16 protein-coding genes are annotated in these 18,842 nt (G+C 59.3%); 15 read left to right on the top strand and 1 reads right to left on the bottom strand.

From position 1 onward, the window contains the following. The first annotated feature begins 1 nt into the window (after position 1). Genes B552_RS0116915 through B552_RS0116895 form a run of 5 tightly spaced genes read left to right on the top strand, consistent with a single transcriptional unit; the run spans position 2 to position 5,791 of the window. On the top strand, positions 2–982 hold the full coding sequence (locus B552_RS0116915; RefSeq protein WP_019450231.1) for a tripartite tricarboxylate transporter substrate binding protein: 981 nt from the start codon (positions 2–4) through the stop codon (positions 980–982). A gap of 10 nt (positions 983–992) precedes the next feature. Continuing rightward, complete coding sequence (locus B552_RS0116910) at positions 993–3,080, top strand: acetate--CoA ligase family protein (protein ID WP_019450230.1); 2,088 nt, start codon at positions 993–995, stop codon at positions 3,078–3,080. Then, a complete protein-coding gene (locus B552_RS0116905) occupies positions 3,077–3,958 on the top strand; it encodes an alpha/beta fold hydrolase (RefSeq protein ID WP_035879954.1) in 882 nt (293 codons plus the stop codon). Before B552_RS0116910 ends, B552_RS0116905 begins: the two co-directional genes overlap by 4 nt. 2 nt (positions 3,959–3,960) lie before the next feature. Continuing rightward, entirely contained in the window at positions 3,961–4,980 is a 1,020-nt protein-coding gene (locus B552_RS0116900) for a D-2-hydroxyacid dehydrogenase (RefSeq protein WP_019450228.1), read from the top strand. 25 nt (positions 4,981–5,005) lie between these two features. Next, on the top strand, positions 5,006–5,791 hold the full coding sequence (locus tag B552_RS0116895; RefSeq protein ID WP_019450227.1) for a class II aldolase/adducin family protein: 786 nt from the start codon (positions 5,006–5,008) through the stop codon (positions 5,789–5,791). Positions 5,792–6,080: 289 nt separating this feature from the next. Here B552_RS0116895 and B552_RS0116890 read toward each other — a convergent pair whose 3' ends face one another. Continuing rightward, on the bottom strand, positions 6,081–7,307 hold the full coding sequence (locus B552_RS0116890) for an MFS transporter (protein WP_019450226.1): 1,227 nt from the start codon (positions 7,305–7,307) through the stop codon (positions 6,081–6,083). 217 nt (positions 7,308–7,524) lie between these two features. On the opposite strand from B552_RS0116890, the gene B552_RS0116885 reads away from it, so the two are divergent. The 10 genes from B552_RS0116885 to B552_RS0116830 all read left to right on the top strand — a co-directional run bounded on the left by B552_RS0116885 (position 7,525) and on the right by B552_RS0116830 (position 18,312). Then, positions 7,525–8,244: an IclR family transcriptional regulator gene (locus tag B552_RS0116885; protein ID WP_019450225.1), complete on the top strand. Its 720-nt coding sequence runs from the start codon at positions 7,525–7,527 to the stop codon at positions 8,242–8,244. A gap of 702 nt (positions 8,245–8,946) precedes the next feature. Next, the gene (locus tag B552_RS0116875; RefSeq protein WP_019450223.1) at positions 8,947–9,780 is read left to right on the top strand and encodes an ABC transporter substrate-binding protein; all 834 of its coding nucleotides are present in this window, start codon (positions 8,947–8,949) and stop codon (positions 9,778–9,780) included. Positions 9,781–9,845: 65 nt separating this feature from the next. Beyond that, complete coding sequence (locus tag B552_RS0116870; protein ID WP_019450222.1) at positions 9,846–10,550, top strand: amino acid ABC transporter permease; 705 nt, start codon at positions 9,846–9,848, stop codon at positions 10,548–10,550. Between the two features lie 5 nt (positions 10,551–10,555). Then, positions 10,556–11,269, top strand: a complete 714-nt coding sequence (locus B552_RS0116865) for an amino acid ABC transporter permease (RefSeq protein WP_202802750.1) — start codon at positions 10,556–10,558, stop codon at positions 11,267–11,269. Next, positions 11,266–11,994 carry an amino acid ABC transporter ATP-binding protein gene (locus tag B552_RS0116860; protein ID WP_019450220.1) on the top strand — a complete coding sequence of 243 codons (729 nt, stop codon included), beginning with the start codon at positions 11,266–11,268 and terminating at the stop codon, positions 11,992–11,994. Before B552_RS0116865 ends, B552_RS0116860 begins: the two co-directional genes overlap by 4 nt. A 93-nt stretch (positions 11,995–12,087) precedes the next feature. Continuing rightward, complete coding sequence (locus B552_RS0116855) at positions 12,088–13,293, top strand: pyridoxal phosphate-dependent aminotransferase (RefSeq protein ID WP_026035749.1); 1,206 nt, start codon at positions 12,088–12,090, stop codon at positions 13,291–13,293. Positions 13,294–13,422: 129 nt separating this feature from the next. After that, the gene (locus B552_RS0116850; protein WP_019450218.1) at positions 13,423–14,106 is read left to right on the top strand and encodes a diguanylate cyclase; all 684 of its coding nucleotides are present in this window, start codon (positions 13,423–13,425) and stop codon (positions 14,104–14,106) included. 449 nt (positions 14,107–14,555) lie between these two features. Continuing rightward, on the top strand, positions 14,556–15,305 hold the full coding sequence (locus B552_RS0116840; RefSeq protein WP_019450216.1) for an electron transfer flavoprotein subunit beta/FixA family protein: 750 nt from the start codon (positions 14,556–14,558) through the stop codon (positions 15,303–15,305). A 17-nt stretch (positions 15,306–15,322) separates the two neighbouring features. Then, positions 15,323–16,273: an FAD-binding protein gene (locus tag B552_RS0116835; RefSeq protein WP_019450215.1), complete on the top strand. Its 951-nt coding sequence runs from the start codon at positions 15,323–15,325 to the stop codon at positions 16,271–16,273. After that, positions 16,270–18,312: a 3-hydroxyacyl-CoA dehydrogenase NAD-binding domain-containing protein gene (locus tag B552_RS0116830; RefSeq protein ID WP_019450214.1), complete on the top strand. Its 2,043-nt coding sequence runs from the start codon at positions 16,270–16,272 to the stop codon at positions 18,310–18,312. The genes B552_RS0116835 and B552_RS0116830 overlap by 4 nt, the downstream gene beginning before the upstream one ends. Positions 18,313–18,842: the final 530 nt, after the last annotated feature.

Genomic DNA, 18,842 nt, shown 5'->3' with positions numbered 1-18,842 from the left:
AATGAAGTTGAATTTCGCTTTCAAATTCGTCGCCCCCGTTGTGTTGGCACTGGCTTGGGGCGCGGCAGCGGCGGAGACCCCGGCCGACTATCCGAACCGTCCTGTCCGGCTGCTCGTTGGCTACCAGGCCGGTGGTCCGACTGACGTAGTCGCTCGCCTCTTGGCAAAGCAACTGTCGACGTCGCTGGGACAGTCCTTCGTAGTGGAAAACAAGCCGGGGGCGGGTTCGAATATCGCATCCGAGGCGGTCGCTTCCGCGAAGCCGGATGGCTACACCCTGCTTTTCGCGGCAGCACCGATTGCTTCCAACGGATTCGTCTACAAGAATCTGAAATGGAACGTCAAGACGAGCTTTGAGCCGATTTCCCAGGTCATGTCAGCACCGGTGATTCTGGCGGTGAGCCCGACGCTGCAGGCGCACAACCTGAAGGAACTCATCGCACTTGCGAAGAAGGAGCCCGGCAAGCTGTCGTTTGCCTCCACCGGCAACGGTGGCACGCAGCACTACGCAGGTGAGTTGCTGAAGCAGCAGGCTGGACTCAACCTTATTCATGTCCCGTACAAGGGTGCATCCGCCGTCGTGACCGACCTGATTGCCGGCAATGTGTCAATGGCCTTCATGACGGCTATATCGGCGATGCCGTATCTCAAGGGTGGCCAGGTACGTCCGATTGCTGTGGCAGCACCGAAGAGGTTGCCTTCGCTGCCGAACGTGCCCACCATGGAGGAGGCCGGTCTGCCTGGATTCGATGTCGACTCCTGGAGCGGCTTGTTCGCTCCGGCGGGCACGCCGAAGCCAATCCTTGAAAAGCTTCAGAAGGCCGTTGCGCAAGCCGCCACGTCGAAGGAGATGAAGGACGCTCTCCAGGCACAGGGTGGGGTGCTCGTGGGCAGCAGTGCCACCGAATTCAAGGCCTATATCGACAAGGACGTCGACCACATGGCGAAGGTCTTCAAAACTGTCAAAGTCACGTTGGATTAATCGAGTAATCATGAATACGACCGCAACCATTCAACCTGACGCTGCTCTTGCGCAGGCGCTGCTGGCTCCACGCAGCGTGGCACTCTTCGGCGCATCGGATGATGCAGGCAAGACGGCCGGCCGACCGCTCAAGTTCCTACGCGCTGCGGGCTTCGCGGGGAAGATTTATCCGATTAACCCCAACCGGCAATCTGTGCAGGGCGAGACTGCCTATCCCAGCCTTGCAGACCTGCCCGAAGTACCGGAGCATGTCTTCATCCTCACGCCAACCAACACGGTGCTCGAGGCAGTGCAAGAATGCGCCGGTCTCGGCGTGAAGGTGGTGACGATTCTGGCGAGCGGCTTCTCGGAGTCCGGCCCTGAGGGTGCTGCACGGGAAGCGGCTCTGACGGACATCTCGCGTAAGACTGGTCTGCGCATTCTGGGGCCGAGCAGTCTGGGTGTGGTAAATCCGCGTGCAGGCCTGGTGCTGACGGCTAACGCGGCCTTTGCCGAGCCGGACCTGCCCCAAGGGAGAGTGTTTGTAGCTTCGCACAGCGGAAGCATGATTGGCTCGCTCGTGTCTCGCGGCAAGGCGCGTGGCGTTGGCTTTGCAGGTCTGGTTTCGGTGGGTGGCGAATCGGACCTCTGCGTCGGCGAAATCTGTGCGGCCACGCTCGACGACCCGGGCATTGGTGGGTACTTGCTGTTCCTGGAAAGTTTGCGGCACGGAGACAAACTGCGCGCCTTCGCCGTCGAAGCGGCAAAGCGGGGCAAACCGGTTATCGCTTACAAGCTGGGTCGCTCGGCAGCAGCCGCTGAAATGGCTGCGACACACACTGGCGCACTCGCCGGTGAAGACGATATTGCTGACGCCTTCCTCAAGGACCTCGGCATCGCCCGCGTCGGTATTCTCGAAGCGCTGCTTGAGACCTTCCCGCTGGCTGAGCGTATCCCGCTCTCCGGTGTTTCGGCACCGAAGCGCGTAGGCGTGGTCACCACGACGGGTGGTGGCGCGGCCATGGCGGTGGACCAACTGGGTATCCGCGACGTCGTGGTCGAGCCCGCTTCGGCCGAAACACTGGCGAAGTTCGAAGCTGCCGGCATCTCAGTGTCGGCCGGTCGCGTGCTGGACCTGACGCTTGCGGGCACCAACTACAATGTCATGAAGGGAGCGCTGGACATCATGTTCCAGGCGCCGGAGTTCGACCTGGTCCTCGCGGTGGTGGGCTCATCCGCTCGCTTCCAACCTCAACTGGCCGTGAAGCCCATCCTCGACAGTGCATTGAGTGCCAAGCCTCTGGCAGCGATGCTGGTGCCTGACGCACCGGAAGCCTTGGCCTCGCTGACCGCAGCCGGAGTGCCGTGCTTCCGCTCGCCTGAGGCTTGCGCTGATGCGATTGCGGCCCTCTTTGCGCGTCGCTCGCCCGGCGAGCAACCTACCGCCCAAGCCGTGGACGCGCCGGTACGGACGCTCAGCGAAGCACAGGCGTATGAGGTGCTTGATGCTGTCGGCGTGCCCCATGCCCCAGCCGTGACGATGCCACTTCAGGGCCCGGCAAAGCAACTCAGCTTTGGCTACCCAGTTGTTGCCAAGGTTTGCTCTGAAGACATTCCCCATAAGACGGAAGTGGGGGGCGTTGTTTTGGGCATCCAAGACCATGCTGGTCTGGAAACAGCCCTTGCAACGCTGCGCACCAACCTGGCCGAGCGTGCGCCGGAGAAGCGGTGCGAAGAGGTGCTCGTGCAGCCCATGACAAAGGGGCTCACCGAAGTACTCGTCGGCTATCGTATTGATGCTGAAGCAGGTTCCATCATCATGCTGGCTGCTGGTGGCATCTGGGCAGAAGTTGCCCGAGACCGGAGCATCCGACTGGCTCCTGTGAGTGTCGAGACCGCACGGGAGATGATTGCCGAGGTAAAGGCGCTGAAGACGGTGTCTGGCCTCCGTGGTCGTCCTCGTGGTGACTTGGAAGCCTTGGCCCAGGCAGTGTCTGCATTGTCTCAGTTGGCAGTGAAGCCCGAGCTCCGTATTGCTGAAGCCGAAGTTAACCCGATGATGGTGCTCCCGGAAGGGCAAGGCGTCGTTGCGGTTGATGCACTGGTCCTGCGGTCGTGACAAAGCAGCGACTCCCGACTTCAGCGTCTACCCCGAGCGAGGTTATCGCTCGGATTGAAGCGCTCTGCGAAGTACACAGAGTCAACGTCTGTGGGCAGGAAGTCGTTTGGCGGCGGTTCGGTAGCGGGCCGCCACTTGTACTCATTCATGGGGGCCACGGAAGTTGGTTGCATTGGGTGCGGAATATCGAAGCGCTCCTGGGCTCCCATACGCTCTGGCTGCCGGACCTGCCCGGCTTTGGCGATTCAGACGCCTTGCCCGGGGAGGCCCACGCAACTGACCGGTTTGAACGGCTGGTAAAGACGGTATGCGCCTGTATCGAGGAGCTCTTTGGCTCGGATGAGCCAATCCTGCTGGTTGGCTTCTCGTTCGGAGGTCTCGTGGCTGCAAATGTCGCAGCTCGCTGCGGCAATGTGGAGAGGCTCGCATTGCTAGGCCCGGCTGGACACGGCGGCGTTCGACGACAGAGCCTGGAAATGCGTGACTGGCGGGTCGATGACCCCGTGGAAGCAAAGGGCGCTTTGCGGCACAACTTGCGTGCACTCATGCTGCACGACGATGCGAGTATCGACTCGCTTGCCATGGAAGTCCATGAACGAGCTTGCCAGGCCACCAGATTTCGAAGCAAGGCGATTTCTCGGCATCCTTTTCTGGCAGCGGCGTTGGAGGATTACCAGGGGCCGACACTGCTTGTATGGGGCGAACACGACGTGACTGCTGAGCCGTACGAGGCTGCACAGCGACTCGCGGCGGATGTCTATGGCAGCGATTGGTGCTTGATTCCTGGTGCCGGTCATTGGGTGCAGTATGAACGGCCGCACGAAGTTAATGTGCTCCTACTGCGCTGGTTTTCTCCGGCCATAGAGGGAAGGCGCTGAGTATGCACGGCAAGATTGGTACGGCGACAGAAGAACTGACGCTTTTGATGTCGAGCGCTGCTATCGAAGCGTTTGGCTCGCGTATCAGCGAGGTACTGGCGAGTCGTCCGCACAGGCTCATAACGCCAAAGTTGGCGCTCGAGAGCAGCGCCGCTGGCGAGGCGCAGATTGCATTCTTGTCGCGCGATGTGACCGGTAACTCTGGCAAGACAGATTTGGCGCCTACGCTCCTCGAGTTCTACGGCGCCATGCGGGCTTCGCCACGGCTTACGTGGTTGCAGACCCACTCTGCTGGCGCCGACCGCCCCATCTTCGCTGAGTTGGAAAAGCGAAATGTAATGGTGACGACGGGTTCTGGTGCAAACGCCGGCGCAGTGGCACAGATGGCGCTTCTGGGGGTGCTAGCTATCGCACGGAAGCTACCGTTGCTGGTCGATGCGCAGCGTCGGAAATGCTGGGAGCCACTATTAGGTGAGCGGGCACCCAACGAATTGAAAGGGCAAGTCGCTGCCGTTGTCGGCATGGGTCCTATCGGCCAGGAGGTCGCCAGATTGCTGCGTGCTATCGGCATGAAGGTCATCGGCGTACGCAGGACACGAGAGCCAGTAGAGGGGGTGGCGCAGACTGTCAGCTTCGCGGATATCGCTACCGTTTTTCCGAAAGCTTCTGTTGTGGTACTTGCTTGCCCCTTGACGCCCACCACGCGCGGGCTAATGAACCGGAACACCATTGCTTTGTTGCCGCCGGGAGCGATTCTGGTGAATGTTTCTCGCGGCGAAGTCGTGGTCGAGAACGACCTAATTGGCGCTCTGCGTCGAGGGCACCTTGGTGGTGCCTTCCTGGATGTATTCGAGAAAGAGCCATTAAGCCCAGATTCGGCGTTGTGGACTCTTCCTACGGTAGTTATCGCCCCCCATACGGCTGGTCATACAACGGGACACTACGCAGAAGTCGGGGAAATCTTCCTCGATAACCTGGTCCGTTGGCGTGATGGGCTGCTTCTACGAAACGCTGTTAAGTAAGCTATACGATAGCTAGGAGAACAATATGACTGGTGCATCCAATTTGCAGCTTCCATCGCTTCGAGACAAAGTCTCTGCAGAGGAGTGGAAGGCGCGTGTGGATTTGGCCGCGTGCTACCGACTGTTTGATATCTATGGTCTGTCCGACCTGACCGCTAACCACATTTCCGCGCGGGTGCCTGGCGAGAATGCGTTCCTAATCAATCCGTATGGCATGCTGTACGAGGAAATCACTGCCTCGTCGCTCATCAAAGTGGATGAGAGCGGGGAGATTCTCTACAGCCCTGACTTCGGCGACCTGAAGTATGGTGTGAATCGCGCTGGCTACGTCATTCACAGCGCGATTCACGCGGCGCGACCGGATGTTGGTTGTGTTGCCCACACACATACTGTAGCGGGGATGGCGGTATCCTCGCTGGCGTGTGGCATTCTGCCGCTGACTCAAACTTCGATGCGCTTCGCGGGTGTTGCGTATCACGACTTTGAGGGCATCGTGCTCGACGAGCGGGAGAAAGCATCGCTCTTGCGCGACATGGGGCAAGAAAACTACCTGGTTCTGCGCAACCATGGTCTGCTCGTTGCAACGGGCACCACTGCCGAGGCATTCAACGCAATGCAGCGTTTTGAACAGGTTTGCAAGGCGCAGCTTGCCGCGCTGGCTTGCGGAAAGGAACTGACGACCGTGCCTTCGGAAATTGTTGAGGATACGCGCAAGAACTACTTGCCAGGCACGCGCCGACCATTCGGCCTCATGGAGTGGCCTGCAATGCTGCGTAAGTTGAACCGTATTGACCCGAGCTATCAGGACTAATCGGCTTGAGGATTCTCTACCATTCGCGGGAAGTCTTGTGAATGGTAGAGGCTTGACCTCTTGAACGGCGTTGGCGCATCCAAGAGGGCAAGCGCCGAAAGCGGGTATTTGCAGTTCAGACGGCCAATGCGTTGTAGCGCAGGTTTTGATTCTGGCGGGCCGTTAATCAGCAAGGGCGAGAATTTGCCCACCCTTGAGCGACACCCTGAGCCACGCTTCCTTCGAAGTTGGCACCAAGCATGGGTCGGGGTAAAACGGCTCCAAACCTTACAGTCTTCGCTCTTGCTACCTAGCGCTCCACCGATGCAGGTCGGCCAAATATGCGCAGTGCTCCGAGACTAAGCGCTAGACTGACGGACATGAGACCGAAGGCGGCTTGCTCGCCCACCAGGTTCGCAACGTTCCCCATCAACAAATGGCCTAGGGGCATCGTGCCGAGGTAGGCCATCCCATACAGTCCCACAATGCCACCGCGCAGTTCGCTAGGGCAGTTTCGCTGAAGCGTCGAGTTGGTAGTAGTTGCAAATAAGGTCAGTGACAAGCCAAGCGCGCAAAAGCCGGCTCCTGCGAACCAGGGTGTGCTTGCGAGCGAAATCACGCCTAACGCGAGGACAGCGAGCCATTGTGCGGCACCATGGGCTTGCATCGCCCTGCGCGCGTTCATGATGTGTGAGGACAGCAACAGCGCAGCCAGCATCGCGCCGGCGCCCGCGCAGCCGAAAAAAACGCCTGTAAATCGCGCCGCGTCACCAAATCGATGTGACAGGACCGGAATGAGTGTTTGATATGAACCAGCCAGAAGGCCCAGCAGGGCGAGTGCGGGAAGACATTGGCGTGCAAGATTGTCCGCACGCGCATAGGCAACGGCGTGGCGCAATCCTCCGCTCTTGACCGCGACTGATTGGAGGCGCGTGTCGGTTGGCAGCGAGCGAATACATACGAGCATCGTCGTCAGTCCAATGACGTTCAGAGCGAAGCCACTGCTGGCGCCAGCGTGCATGAAAAGGTATGCCGCGATGACGGGACCAATCATGCGTCCCACATTGAACACCAGTGTATTGAGAGCAATAACGCTTCCGAGTGAGCTCTTGTCCTCGAGGGTCGTGGTGAGTAGGAGCTGCCTGGTCGGCATTTCCATTGCCGCCAGTATTCCGCACACGAGCGCGGCTGCAGTGACAATCGCTGGCCCGAGCAACCCGAAGAATTGCGTCGCAGCCAGTATGGCGGCCACTATCAAGGAGCAGAGGAGTATTCGGAATGCCGTGCTGCGCGCACTTGTTGGGCTCAGTCGGGCGCCGAAAAGTGGGGATACGAGCAGCGAAGGACCCTGCAGCAGGAAGTTCAGAAGCCCAAGCTGCCACGCTGCATGTGTCATCTCCCATAGCAGCAAGTTAAGCGTGATGTTTTGAGTCCAACTGCCCAGGACGGAAGCCGTTTGTCCATAGAGATAGCGCCGAACAGGTGGCTCGGTCAGGGCCGGGAAGGCTCCCGGCGTGGCGGTCTTTGGTGCGCTCATGAGATGAGTGCCGGGCATTGTGCTGCCCGACCAACGGGATGGCCTGCGCGACGATTTCATAATGATATTATGAAAAATGTACGGAGGGAACCGTCTTGCGCATCCGCGACATCCTAGAGCGGCGGCAGGTGCTTCGGGCGTTGCTGTAACATATTCGGTTTATGAAAATTGCTGCGTGAGCCCTGGCCGGCTCGCCGGAGCTGGAGGAGAAGGCCACATGGCCAGGCAGAAGACAACAGACGTGGACCGTTCGGTGAACGCAGTCGGCCGCACACTGTCCATTTTGGACGCCTTCCTGCGCCACGAGGGTCCGCTGACGCTATCCGACCTCGAGGCTGAGACCGGTCTCTTCAAGAGCGTCATCCTGCGCTATATGCTTTCGCTGGAACCGATGAACTACATCGTGAAGCGTCAGGATGGACGATATCAACTTGGCTCGCGCGTGTACGAGCTTGGCTGCCGGTATGAGCTCACGTTCAACCTCTCAGAGCAAGTGATGCCGGTCCTGGATTCGCTCACGCAACAGACAGAGGAGAGCTCGTCGTTCTATGTCAGAGAAGGGGACAGTCGAATCTGCTTGTTACGCAAGGACTCGCCTCACCATTTGAAGGCCAGTATGGCACCGGGAACCCGGCTGCCAATGGACGACACGGCTACCGCACAAGTCTTGCGTGTGTTCTCGGAACAAAGCGCTTTCGAATGGTCCACTGACAACTGCGTGTTCACCTCTGCCAGCAAGGTCAATCCGGTCACGGCAGGCCGCGAGCTAACATCGTCGATGTCCGCGCCAGTGTTGCGCCACGGGAATGTGCTGGCGGGTGCTTTGACGATTTCGGGTCCTGTTGCGCGGTTCGACCCAGATGTTAAGTCCACACAGGCCACGCTTTTGGACGCTGCCAAAAGCTTGTCGAAGACCTTGGGCGCGACCGTCGTGTAATAGACGTCAGCGCAGACGTACTGACGTGACGCCCCACTCAGTTGGCGAGGGTGCGCACGTTGAACGGTGTGAGGGTGATTTCCAAGGCCGCCTCATTGCCAAGCGTCTCATTGCCTATAGCCAGAGCGACGCCCGGTCTATAGTGGCCGCCGTTCCGATTCGATTCCATCGCGCCATTTGCCATGGCGACCAAGGTCCTGCACTAGAGCTCGGCCTTGTCCTTGACTATTCGCCGATGAGCCGCGAACGCGACCGCGTGTTCTCCCCAGTTTGAATGGGGCGAACACGATGAGCAGGCTGGCCATGCCCGCTTCCCACTGCTGCATAGCATCTGAGATTCCTCAGACCAGCCGCTGATTCTCCAAAGGCCGCTCCGCAAGGCCTTCCCGCCAGAAGACTCCCTTTCCCATCCTGCTCGTTTTCCGTGCGCGGAAGGTGCGTCCATTGGAGCCGAGCGGGCCAGGAACCGGCCGGTCGGTCCACTCACGAGCGCATCGAGCTTTGTTCGCCTCAAGCCGGTGCACGGCGCCCATCCACGGTGCCTGCTTACACGCACAAAGAGTCAAAGGTGCGCATAAAAGTGACTCATACGGCATTATAGATGAGAGGAAACCCCTAGAGCCTCTGCGGAACAGCTGTGGCACGATGCGTGCATATAAAAATCATAATGGCATTATGAAAACGCAACAAAGGAGTTGTTCCATGGCGTTCCACCTTCCCCGCCCCCGGCATCTTCACGCAGCAATCCTCGGTATAGGCCTTGCGATGGCCGGTTCGGCCTATGCTGACCGGCTTGCAGATATCAAGGCTCGAGGCACACTGATTTGCGGCACTCTGTCGACGAGTCAGCCACTTGGATTTCAAGACCCGAAGACGCGCCAGATTGTCGGCTTCGACGTGGACACCTGCGCGGCTATCGCGAAGCATCTCGGAGTCAAGCTGGAGCACCGCCCCCTGAGCGTGGAGGCACGCATTCCCGAACTGGCACTTGGTCGGGTGGACGTAGTGGCTGCAGCGCTCGGGTACACCAAAGAACGCGCACGGCAGATAGCGTTCTCGGACATCCACTACCAAATTCCTATCAAGCTTGTAGTGCCGGCCAACTCTCCAATCAAGGATGTCAGTCAGGCCAAGGACATCAAAATCAGCACCGTCAAAGGGTCGACGCCGGAGCTCTACGCCAGACGCATGCTGACGTCGACCGAGGTGGTCACGTATCAAGATGCGCCGACAGCGTTTCTGGCTTTGCAGCAGGGGAAGAGCCAAGCCTTCGCCATTGCTCAAATGTCTGGGTCTCGCTTCGTAAATGAGTCCGAAGGGAAGGTGCGGTTCGCTGATGGACAACTGCACTGGGAGCCCACCGCCTTGGGGGTGAAGAAAGGCGAGCCGGCCCTGCTCGCCGCTGTCAATGCCGCTCTCGTCCAGATGGAGAAGGATGGCGAGCTGGATGCACTGTGGAACAAGTGGGTGGGGCCCCAGACTCCCTACAACATCAAGCGCGAGAAGAAGCTCACGCCTCTTGCCGCCGTCGAGTAATCCTTCGGAGGGAGCCCCTGACGTCAACGGCGGAGACGGCTCCATCCGGCCTTCCGAGTATTGTCATGGAATCACTAGATTTCTCGTTCCTCAACGAGGGGCCATACGTCCATTGGTTCATCATGGGCGCGGTTCGGAGCATCCTCCTATTCCTGTCGTCGTGGGTGTGCGGCTTTGCCCTGGCATTAGTCATCGTCGCCTTGCGTTCGTCTCCCATTCGACCAATTGAAAAGCTGTGCGAGGCCTTTGTTGGCTACCACCGAAACGTGCCAGGTCTTGTCCAGATTTTCTTCTGGTACTTCGGCATCTCCCAGGTGCTTCCGGCGTCGTGGCAGTCCGCAATCAACGCTCACAACGGCGAACTGCTCTTCGCGTTGATTGCGTTGGCGCTCAACACAGCGGCCTACATGTCAGAAGACTTGCGCAGTGGCATTCGTTCCCTGCCTCTCACGCAAATGGAGGCGGCTCGAGCGTTGGGGCTGACATATGTACAAGCCATCAGACGAGTCATCCTGCCCCAGGCGGTACGGGTCTCGGTCCCTCCCCTCATCAATCAATCCCTGAGTCTTTTCAAGTCAACGAGCTTGGCCATGGTCATCGGGGTGTCCGAGGCTACATATGCGGCAAAGCAGGTTGAGAACGAGACCTTCCACACGTTTGAGGCCTTCGCGATTGCATCGGCCTTTTACCTGTGCATTTCATTCCTAATTATGGGGCTGGGTAGCTACGCGCACAGCCGCTTGGGTGCCGCAGCGAAGGGGGCACGATGAGCGATATCCTTCACATCCTTCAAGAATACGGCCTGATTTTTCTGCTGGGCCAATTCCCGGAGGGACCATTGGGCGGCCTCGCGCTTACGCTGTGCATGGCAATCGCGGGCCTTGTTCTCGCCTTCCCGGCATCCGTACTCATCGCTGTAGCACGCACAAGTCCCGTCAAATGGTTCGCGCTTCCGGCGGCCGGGTTCACTACGGTAGTGCGCGGGCTGCCCGTGCTGATGCTCATCTTTTGGGCCTACTTCATTGTGCCGGTGCTCGTCGGCCGTAGTGTTTCTGGCCTGACGACAGTCATCTGTGCGCTCGTTGTCTATGAGGCAGCTTTCTTGGGCGAGGTCATCAGGGCCGGCATCTTGGCCGTCCCGCGAGGACATGTAGAGGCAGCTCGCTCTCTCGGTATGTCGTATGGGCTAACTCTGTGGCGCATCGTCCTGCCTCAGGCGTTGCGAAGCATGACACCCAGCATTCTGAATCAGTTCATCAACCTGATTAAGAACACGTCTCTGGGATACATCATCAGCGTCAACGAACTGACGTATGCCGCCTATCAGGTTAGCGGCCAGTTGTTGAACAAGCCATTCCAGGTCTATTTGATTCTCGCCGCCGTCTACTTCATCGTCTGCTATTCCCTCAACCTGGGGGTAAAGCGACTCGAGAATCGAAAGCCCGTCCGTAAGACCAGCGCCATTCCGGCAGGAGTAGTAACGCAATGATTCACTTCAAGAATGTCAACAAGTGGTATGGCGATTACCACGCCTTGAACAATGTCAACGAGAACATCGGGAAGGGCGAAGTGGTGGTGGTGTGCGGTCCGTCCGGTTCAGGAAAGTCGACGCTGATTCGTACCATCAATCGTCTGGAAGCAATCCAGAACGGTGAGATTCTGGTCAACGGCTCTGATGTGCATCAGAAGAGTGCCAACCTCAATCGGTTGCGCAGCGAGATTGGCTTCGTGTTCCAGCAGTTCAACCTGTTTCCCCACATGACTGTGCTTCGAAACATCATGTTGGCGCCAATGGACGTATTGAAGCTTCCGCAAGCCGAAGCGCGCGACCGTGCAATGGCGCTGCTGGAGAAGGTCGGACTCGCGCATAAGGCAGATGCCTATCCCACTCAACTGTCCGGAGGTCAGCAGCAACGTGTAGCGATTGCGCGGGCGCTCGCGATGCGTCCACCAGTCATGCTATTTGATGAGCCGACCTCGGCGTTAGACCCAGAAATGATTGGGGAGGTGCTGCAAGTGATGAAGCAGCTTGCGGGCGAGGGGATGACGATGGTCTGTGTCACGCACGAGATGAATTTCGCCAGGGAAGTGGCTGACCGAGTCATCTTCATGGACAAAGGCGAGATTCTTGAGTGCAACAAGCCCGACAAGTTCTTCGCTTCGCCGGAGCATCCGCGCGCCAAAAAATTTGTCGCTGACATCCGCCACGCGTGAGGTAAGGCCTCGCGCTCAGTCTTGAGCCAGACGTTGCCTGCTGCTGCGGGAAGTATGTGCTCGAAAGTGAATCTCCCATACAAGCCAAAGACCATGGTCAAAATTGCAGACAGACTTAATCGAATCAAGCCGTCACCGAGTTCCATGGCCGGACAACGGGTCCGGGAACTCCGAGCGTCCGGACGAGACGTAATCGGCCTAACAGCCGGCGAGCCGGACTTCGATACCCCCGAACACATCCGTGAAGCCGCAATCAGAGCAATGGCCGAAGGCAAGACCCGATACACAGATGTCGGCGGCACGGTGGCGTTGCGTGAAGCGGTATCTCGCAAGTTCCTGCGTGAGAACCAGCTCGAGTACTCCTCCCAGGAGACAATTGTCAGCAACGGCGCCAAGCAGGTGATTTTCAATGCGGTTCTTTGCACCGTGCAAAAGGGCGATGAAGTTATCGTGCCGGCACCGTATTGGGTGTCATACCCAGATATCGTTCTGCTCGCGGGTGGGCAGCCTGTTTTCGTAGACTGCAAGCCGGAGAGCGGATTCAAACTGGCACCGGAAGACTTGGAGCGCGCTATCACGCCCCGCACCCGTTGGCTGCTTCTCAACTCCCCCAACAATCCGAGCGGCGCTTCTTATAGCAGGGCGGAGCTCGTGGCCCTCGGCGAAGTCCTGGGGCGGCATCCGCACGTTTGGGTGATGACGGATGACATCTACGAACACCTCACGTACGGAAGTGAGCCGTTTGCGACGTTCGCGCAAGCGGTGCCGTCGCTGAAGGAGCGCACGCTGACAATCAACGGCGTGTCGAAGGCTTATGCCATGACCGGCTGGCGCATCGGCTTCGCAGGCGGCCCTGCTCCGCTAGTGAAGGCCATGGTTAAGCTGCAATCGCAAAGCACCTCCGGTGCAAATTCCATTGCGCAAGCAGCAGCGATTGCCGCACTCGATGGTCCGCAAGACTTTGTCCACGCAAATCGCGAAGTCTTCGAGCAGCGACGCAATGCGGTGATATCGGCGCTTAGCGAGGTGGAAGGCATCGAATGCGTCGCACCGGAAGGCGCGTTCTACGTCTTTGCTTCCTGCACAGGTTTGTTCGGCGCTCGGCGCCCGGACGGCGGTGTCATACAGAACAGCGATGACTGGGTCGACTGGCTCCTGACATCACAGAACCTGGCTGTTCTGCAAGGCTCGGCTTACGGTGTCAACTCGCATTTCCGCTTGTCCTTCGCCACCGATATGGAAACGCTGAAGGATGGCTGCCGGCGCATCAGCGCCGCCGCAAGCTTGCTCGTCCGCTGATGGCACGGCATTGAGACGGCGCGAGGGCGAACCACCTTAGTCGTCAGCAATCGAAATTCTTTACTTCCCCCCCGCATTCACTCTTCTTGGGAAAGTAGTGGGGGGAAGCTTCTGGAACCACCGAACCATATGAACCATCCCGACGTCATTCAGTCCTTTGAGCGTGTCTCGAGCGATATTGTCGATAAGGCAAAGACGTACCAAGCGGCCATCCTCGCCGATGTCGCCGGGCGACGCGGTACTATGCATGCCCGGGTCGCACCTGTTGACTACCGTATGGCATTGGCGGGCCCTGCCTTTACCGTGGAAGTGCGGCCGGGAGACAACCTCATGATTCATGCGGCCATTGCCATGGCGAAGCCGGGCGACATCCTTGTCATCGATGGCAAAGGCGACGGCACCGCTGCGCTCATGGGAACGTTGATGCTGAGTGCCTGTAAGCATTTGAAGCTTGGCGGCGTCGTCCTCGATGCAGCCGTTCGTGACCGAGCCGAACTGCTGGAATTGAACTTCCCAGTGTTCAGCGCGGGCTTTAATCCGGCAGGCCCCACCAAGTACATTCCGGGGCGGATTAATCACCCCATCTCCGCAGGCGGTGTATCCGTGCGTCCTGGCGACCTTGTGGTCGGAGATGCTGATGGCGTTGTCGTCATCGAGCGCCACAAAGCCGCAGAAGCATTGGAGCTGGCAGCAAAGAAGGTTGCTGACGAAGCTGCGCGCCTGGAAGCAATTGCTCGTGGCGACACTGCCTCAAAGTGGCTGCCAGCGGCCCTTCGCGCGGCTGGACTCCTGAAAGAAGGCGAAACCATTTGACCCCGGAAAAGGAGCGTTCCCAAATAGCTCCGAGCACTGTCGCGCAGCAGCAGCTCAACGGGTGATGCTTTCGCTACAAGGCGGCTCCGAAGTTCATGGAAGCCGCCAACCATCTCTTGCGACGAAAGGTGTTGCCGCAGCCTTTCGACGCTTGTCCCTTCGCCTTCCCGCCGGGAAGCGCTTCATCGACCCCTATGGCCCTCGCCATGCCCTCCATCGCACATCAGTTGTGCGTCTCGGTGGCTCGCCAGTCGACGAAGGCATGAGATTTTCTTATGTCTGGTTGCTCAATTGGAAGTTTTGCATTGCCTCGCTGTGGGTGAAGATGCGGCTTGAACCGGCGCTTCTAGCTGAGGTGCTCTGCAGATGTTTCGCCCCTCCTGTGGGCGTTGAGACCCGGCCGGGCTGAAGCGGCCTCGTGGGATATGAATCTATTCGGAGTGTTTTGAATGAAAGCTCTCGTCGCGGTCAAACGAGTGGTGGACTACAACGTCAAGGTGCGTGTGAAGTCCGACGGTACAGGCGTTGACCTGGGCAATGTCAAGATGAGCATGAACCCGTTCGACGAAATCGCCATGGAGGAAGCGGTGCGCCTCAAAGAGGCTGGCGTTGTGACCGAGGTCATCGCTGTGTCGTGCGGCGCAAGCCAGTGCCAGGAAACGCTGCGTACCGCGATGGCCATCGGCGCCGACCGAGGCATCCTGGTGGAGTCGAATCAAGACCTGCAGCCGCTGGCCGTGGCCAAATTGCTGAAGGCGCTAGTCGACAAGGAGCAGCCGCAGCTCGTCATCCTGGGCAAGCAAGCGATTGATGACGACTCGAACCAGACCGGCCAGATGGTGGCCGCGCTGGCCGGCCTGCCGCAAGCCACCTTCGCTTCGAAGGTCGTAGTGGCCGATGGCAAGGCCTCGGTCACGCGTGAAGTGGACGGCGGTCTCGAGACCCTGTCGCTAAACCTGCCGGCTGTGGTGACGACCGACCTGCGCCTGAACGAGCCGCGCTACGTCACGCTCCCGAACATCATGAAGGCCAAGAAGAAGCCTCTGGAAACTGTGAAACCGGAAGACCTGGGTGTCGATGTTACCCCGCGCCTGCAGACGCTGAAGGTGGTCGAGCCGCCGAAGCGCAGCGCTGGCGTGATGGTGCCGGACGTCGCTACGCTGGTCCAAAAGCTGAAGAACGAAGCGAAAGTTATCTGAGCGCGGGGGAATAGAACATGACTGCACTCGTCATTGCCGAACACGACAACCAATCCATTAAGGCCGCCACGCTGAACACCGTGACGGCTGCCGCCCAATGCGGTGGCGACGTCCACGTGCTGGTGGCCGGCTCGAACCCAGCTGCCGCCGCTGCCGCTGCCGCCAAAATCGCCGGCGTGAGCAAGGTACTGCTGGCCGACGCCGCTTACCTCGGTGATGGCCTGGCCGAGAACATCGCCGAGCAGGCCTTGGCTATCGCCGCCAACTACTCGCACATCCTGGCCCCGGCCACCCCATATGGCAAGAACATCCTGCCGCGTGTGGCCGCCAGGCTGGATGTCGCACAGATTTCCGAAGTCACCAAGGTCGACGCCCCGGATACCTTCGAGCGCCCCATCTATGCCGGCAACGCCATTGCCACCGTGAAGTCCTCCGACAAGGTAAAGGTCATCACTGTTCGTGGCACGGCGTTCGACGCCGCTGCTGCTGTGGGTGGCTCGGCTGTTATCGAGAGTGTGCCTGCCGTAGCCGACACGGGTGTCTCCCAGTTTATTTCGCGCGAAGTTGCCAAAAGCGACCGCCCGGAACTTGCCGCAGCGAAGGTCGTTGTGTCGGGTGGCCGTGGCGTGGGTTCGGGCGAGAATTACACCAAGGTGCTGACGCCGCTGGCCGACAAGTTAAACGCCGCGCTTGGTGCCTCGCGCGCCGCCGTGGATGCCGGCTTCGTGCCGAACGACTACCAGGTCGGTCAGACCGGCAAGATTGTCGCGCCCCAGCTCTACATTGCCGTGGGCATCTCCGGCGCGATTCAACACCTGGCGGGCATGAAAGATTCTAAGGTCATCGTGGCCATCAACAAGGATGCGGATGCTCCCATTTTCGCCGTGGCCGACTACGGCTTGGTGGGAGACCTGAACACCGTGGTGCCCGAACTGGTTGCTGCACTGTCGAATGGAGCTAATCAATGAGCACCCAAGTCCGTACGGAACGCATCGGCGACGTTCTGGCCATCTTTATTGACAATCCCCCGGTCAACGCCGGCTCGCTGGCTGTGCGCCAAGGCGTACTCGAAGCGATTGAGACGCTTTCATCGGTGCCGTCCCTCGTAGCCGGAGTACTGATAGGTGCCGGCAACACCTTTATCGCGGGCTCGGACCTTCGTGAGTTCGGCCAGCCACTGGAGCGGCCTGAACTGCCGGCGGTCATCGCTGCTATCGAGACATGCGAGAAGCCAGTCGTGGCCGCATTGCATGGCGCCGCGCTAGGCGGGGGCTTTGAGCTGGCACTCGGATGTGACGCCAGGGTGGGCAGCCAAAATCTCGTAGTGGGACTTCCGGAGGTAACACTTGGCATGATTCCGGGTGCAGGTGGTACGCAGCGCCTGCCGAGGTTGATTGGAATTCCGGCAGCAATTGAATGGGTCTGTAGCGGGAAGCGTGTTCCTGCGTCCGGTGCGCTGAAGGTCGGCGTGCTAGATGCGATTGCGGATGGCGACCTGCTGGAGTGCGCTGTCCGCTTCGCTGCCAACATGGGCGGAAAGCGCAGGCTGCGTGATATGCCGGTAACAGAGGCAGATACCGCCGAGATTGCCGCCGCCGAAGCAGCCGCTCTGCGCCAAGGCAAGGGCCGTCCTCAGGTCGCAGCAGCAATTGAAGCAGTCAAATTCAGTGCAACGCTGCCAGTCGATGACGCTCTGACCAAGGAGCGCGCGGTGTTTACTGAGCTGCGCATGTCCAACGACGCTTTCGCACTTCGTCATCTTTTCTTCTCCGAACGTGAAGCGCTGAAGCATCCGGAGCTACGCGGTGTCGACCCCGCTGAAATCAGTCTGGTAGCCGTGATTGGTGCTGGAACCATGGGTTCTGGGATTGCAATCGCCGCCCTGGACGGCGGTTTTCGCGTGGTCCTGGTCGAGCGGGACGCGCAAGCGCTGAACCGTGGCACAGAGCGAATCAAGGGTCACTACGAAGCGCAAGTGTCCAAGGGAAAGTTGGCAAAGGCCGAAGCTGACAAGAGAACGGCCGCGCTTGAGTCGAGCCTGGAATGGGCGGTACTCGGGCAAGCCGACCTTGTAATCGAAGCGGTGTTTGAGGACCTCGCCGTCAAGCAAGAGGTTTTCACACAGGTAGACCACTTTGCGAAGCCAGGTGCGATTCTGGCCTCAAACACTTCCTACCTGGACGTGGACGCGATTGCCGCCTCCACGTCCCGACCTGCTGATGTTATTGGGCTTCATTTTTTCAGCCCTGCCAACGTCATGAAGTTGGTCGAAGTCGTGCGCGGAAGGAGCAGTTCGAAGCGAGCAATTGCCACGGGCGTTGCGGTCGCCAAGCGCCTTCGCAAGATGCCCGTCTTGACAGGGAACGCTTTTGGCTTCATCGGCAACCGCATCTATGCGGCGTACCGCTACCAATGCGAACTGATGTTGGAGGACGGTGCCTACCCGAACCAGATTGACTCGGCGCTCGAAAAGTTCGGCTTCGCAATGGGGCCCTTTGGAGTGGCGGACATGTCGGGGCTCGACATTGCATGGCGCATGCGACAGGCCCGAGCTCATCTGCGTGACCCCGAGGCGCGGTACGTCTCGATTCCCGACCGGCTTTGCGATATGGGTCGGCTTGGACGGAAGTCTGGGGCTGGGTACTACGCCTATGAGACTGGCGGCCGAAAATCGGTAGACCAGGTCGTTCACCAACTCATTGATGAGGCACGGAGCCAGAAGGGTCTGGCTGCTCAAACGCTCAAGGACGAAGACATTGTCGAGCGAGTCTTGCTGAGTATGGTCAATGAAGCTGCCCATTTGCTTTCTGAAGGTGTGACGACCCGAGCGAGCGATGTCGATGTCGTTCTTGCAAATGGCTATGGATTTCCGCGTTGGCAGGGCGGTCCGGTGTTCTGGGCTCGGCGCGTAGGCCTCGATGCACTCAACGAGAAGATGTCCCGACTGAAGCAGGTAGTCGGGCCAGCCTTCAAGGCTGCGGACTTGAGCGCGTTGCTCGCTGATTGACCAGAGTGGTCGTCCCGGTCAATGGTCGTGGCGCCGGTCACGTACCGACGTGGTCGACACAGGCGGCACTGCGCTGGAGCCGCCACATTCGACGAAGGTGTGACTCGACATATGCCGCAGGGGCAGTCATCCAAGAACCGGCAGTACTTCGCCCTTCTTGAGCAGGTGCGGGCTGTCACGACGCTAGCCCACCGCGAAGCGCGCAATGCAACGCGTTGTGATACTCAATACAGGCGAGTCCTACGTGGGCTTTACCAGACGTGGGCGGAGGAAGCCGTGCCGTGTCGCAGAGTTTTGATACTTGCCTCTGCCATCGAGGCGGGGGTCATCCTGGGGGAACACTTCGCAGAGATGGAGCAGCCAACTGAACTCGAAGGACCGTGGAAGGTACTCCACTTGGCGGTCTGTCGGAGGGCAAGCCGTTTCCCGGGAGCACGACAGTCTGACGCGGTCGTGACCAAATCCGCAGATGGCCGCATCGATTCCAATTACCTGGGGTAAAGCAATCGACCCGCCCCTATTCTCAAATT

The organism is Cupriavidus sp. BIS7, from assembly GCF_000292345.1.
GTDB lineage: Bacteria > Pseudomonadota > Gammaproteobacteria > Burkholderiales > Burkholderiaceae > Cupriavidus.
The sequence above is the reverse complement of the archived record's forward strand: the minus strand, read 5'-3'. Positions and strand labels throughout refer to the sequence as shown.

Bases quoted from the DNA above. Each gene is read 5' to 3' on its own strand.
- B552_RS0116900 (WP_019450228.1), top strand. From the start codon at position 3,961: ATGCACGGCAAGATTGGTACGGCGACAGAAGAACTGACGCTTTTGATG.
- B552_RS0116835 (WP_019450215.1), top strand. From the start codon at position 15,323: ATGACTGCACTCGTCATTGCCGAACACGACAACCAATCCATTAAGGCC.
- B552_RS0116895 (WP_019450227.1), top strand. From the start codon at position 5,006: ATGACTGGTGCATCCAATTTGCAGCTTCCATCGCTTCGAGACAAAGTC.
- B552_RS0116840 (WP_019450216.1), top strand. From the start codon at position 14,556: ATGAAAGCTCTCGTCGCGGTCAAACGAGTGGTGGACTACAACGTCAAG.
- B552_RS0116910 (WP_019450230.1), top strand. From the start codon at position 993: ATGAATACGACCGCAACCATTCAACCTGACGCTGCTCTTGCGCAGGCG.
- B552_RS0116870 (WP_019450222.1), top strand. From the start codon at position 9,846: ATGGAATCACTAGATTTCTCGTTCCTCAACGAGGGGCCATACGTCCAT.
- B552_RS0116860 (WP_019450220.1), top strand. From the start codon at position 11,266: ATGATTCACTTCAAGAATGTCAACAAGTGGTATGGCGATTACCACGCC.
- B552_RS0116885 (WP_019450225.1), top strand. From the start codon at position 7,525: ATGGCCAGGCAGAAGACAACAGACGTGGACCGTTCGGTGAACGCAGTC.
- B552_RS0116850 (WP_019450218.1), top strand. From the start codon at position 13,423: ATGAACCATCCCGACGTCATTCAGTCCTTTGAGCGTGTCTCGAGCGAT.
- B552_RS0116875 (WP_019450223.1), top strand. From the start codon at position 8,947: ATGGCGTTCCACCTTCCCCGCCCCCGGCATCTTCACGCAGCAATCCTC.
- B552_RS0116855 (WP_026035749.1), top strand. From the start codon at position 12,088: ATGGTCAAAATTGCAGACAGACTTAATCGAATCAAGCCGTCACCGAGT.
- B552_RS0116915 (WP_019450231.1), top strand. From the start codon at position 2: ATGAAGTTGAATTTCGCTTTCAAATTCGTCGCCCCCGTTGTGTTGGCA.
- B552_RS0116830 (WP_019450214.1), top strand. From the start codon at position 16,270: ATGAGCACCCAAGTCCGTACGGAACGCATCGGCGACGTTCTGGCCATC.
- B552_RS0116890 (WP_019450226.1), bottom strand. From the start codon at position 7,307: ATGAGCGCACCAAAGACCGCCACGCCGGGAGCCTTCCCGGCCCTGACC.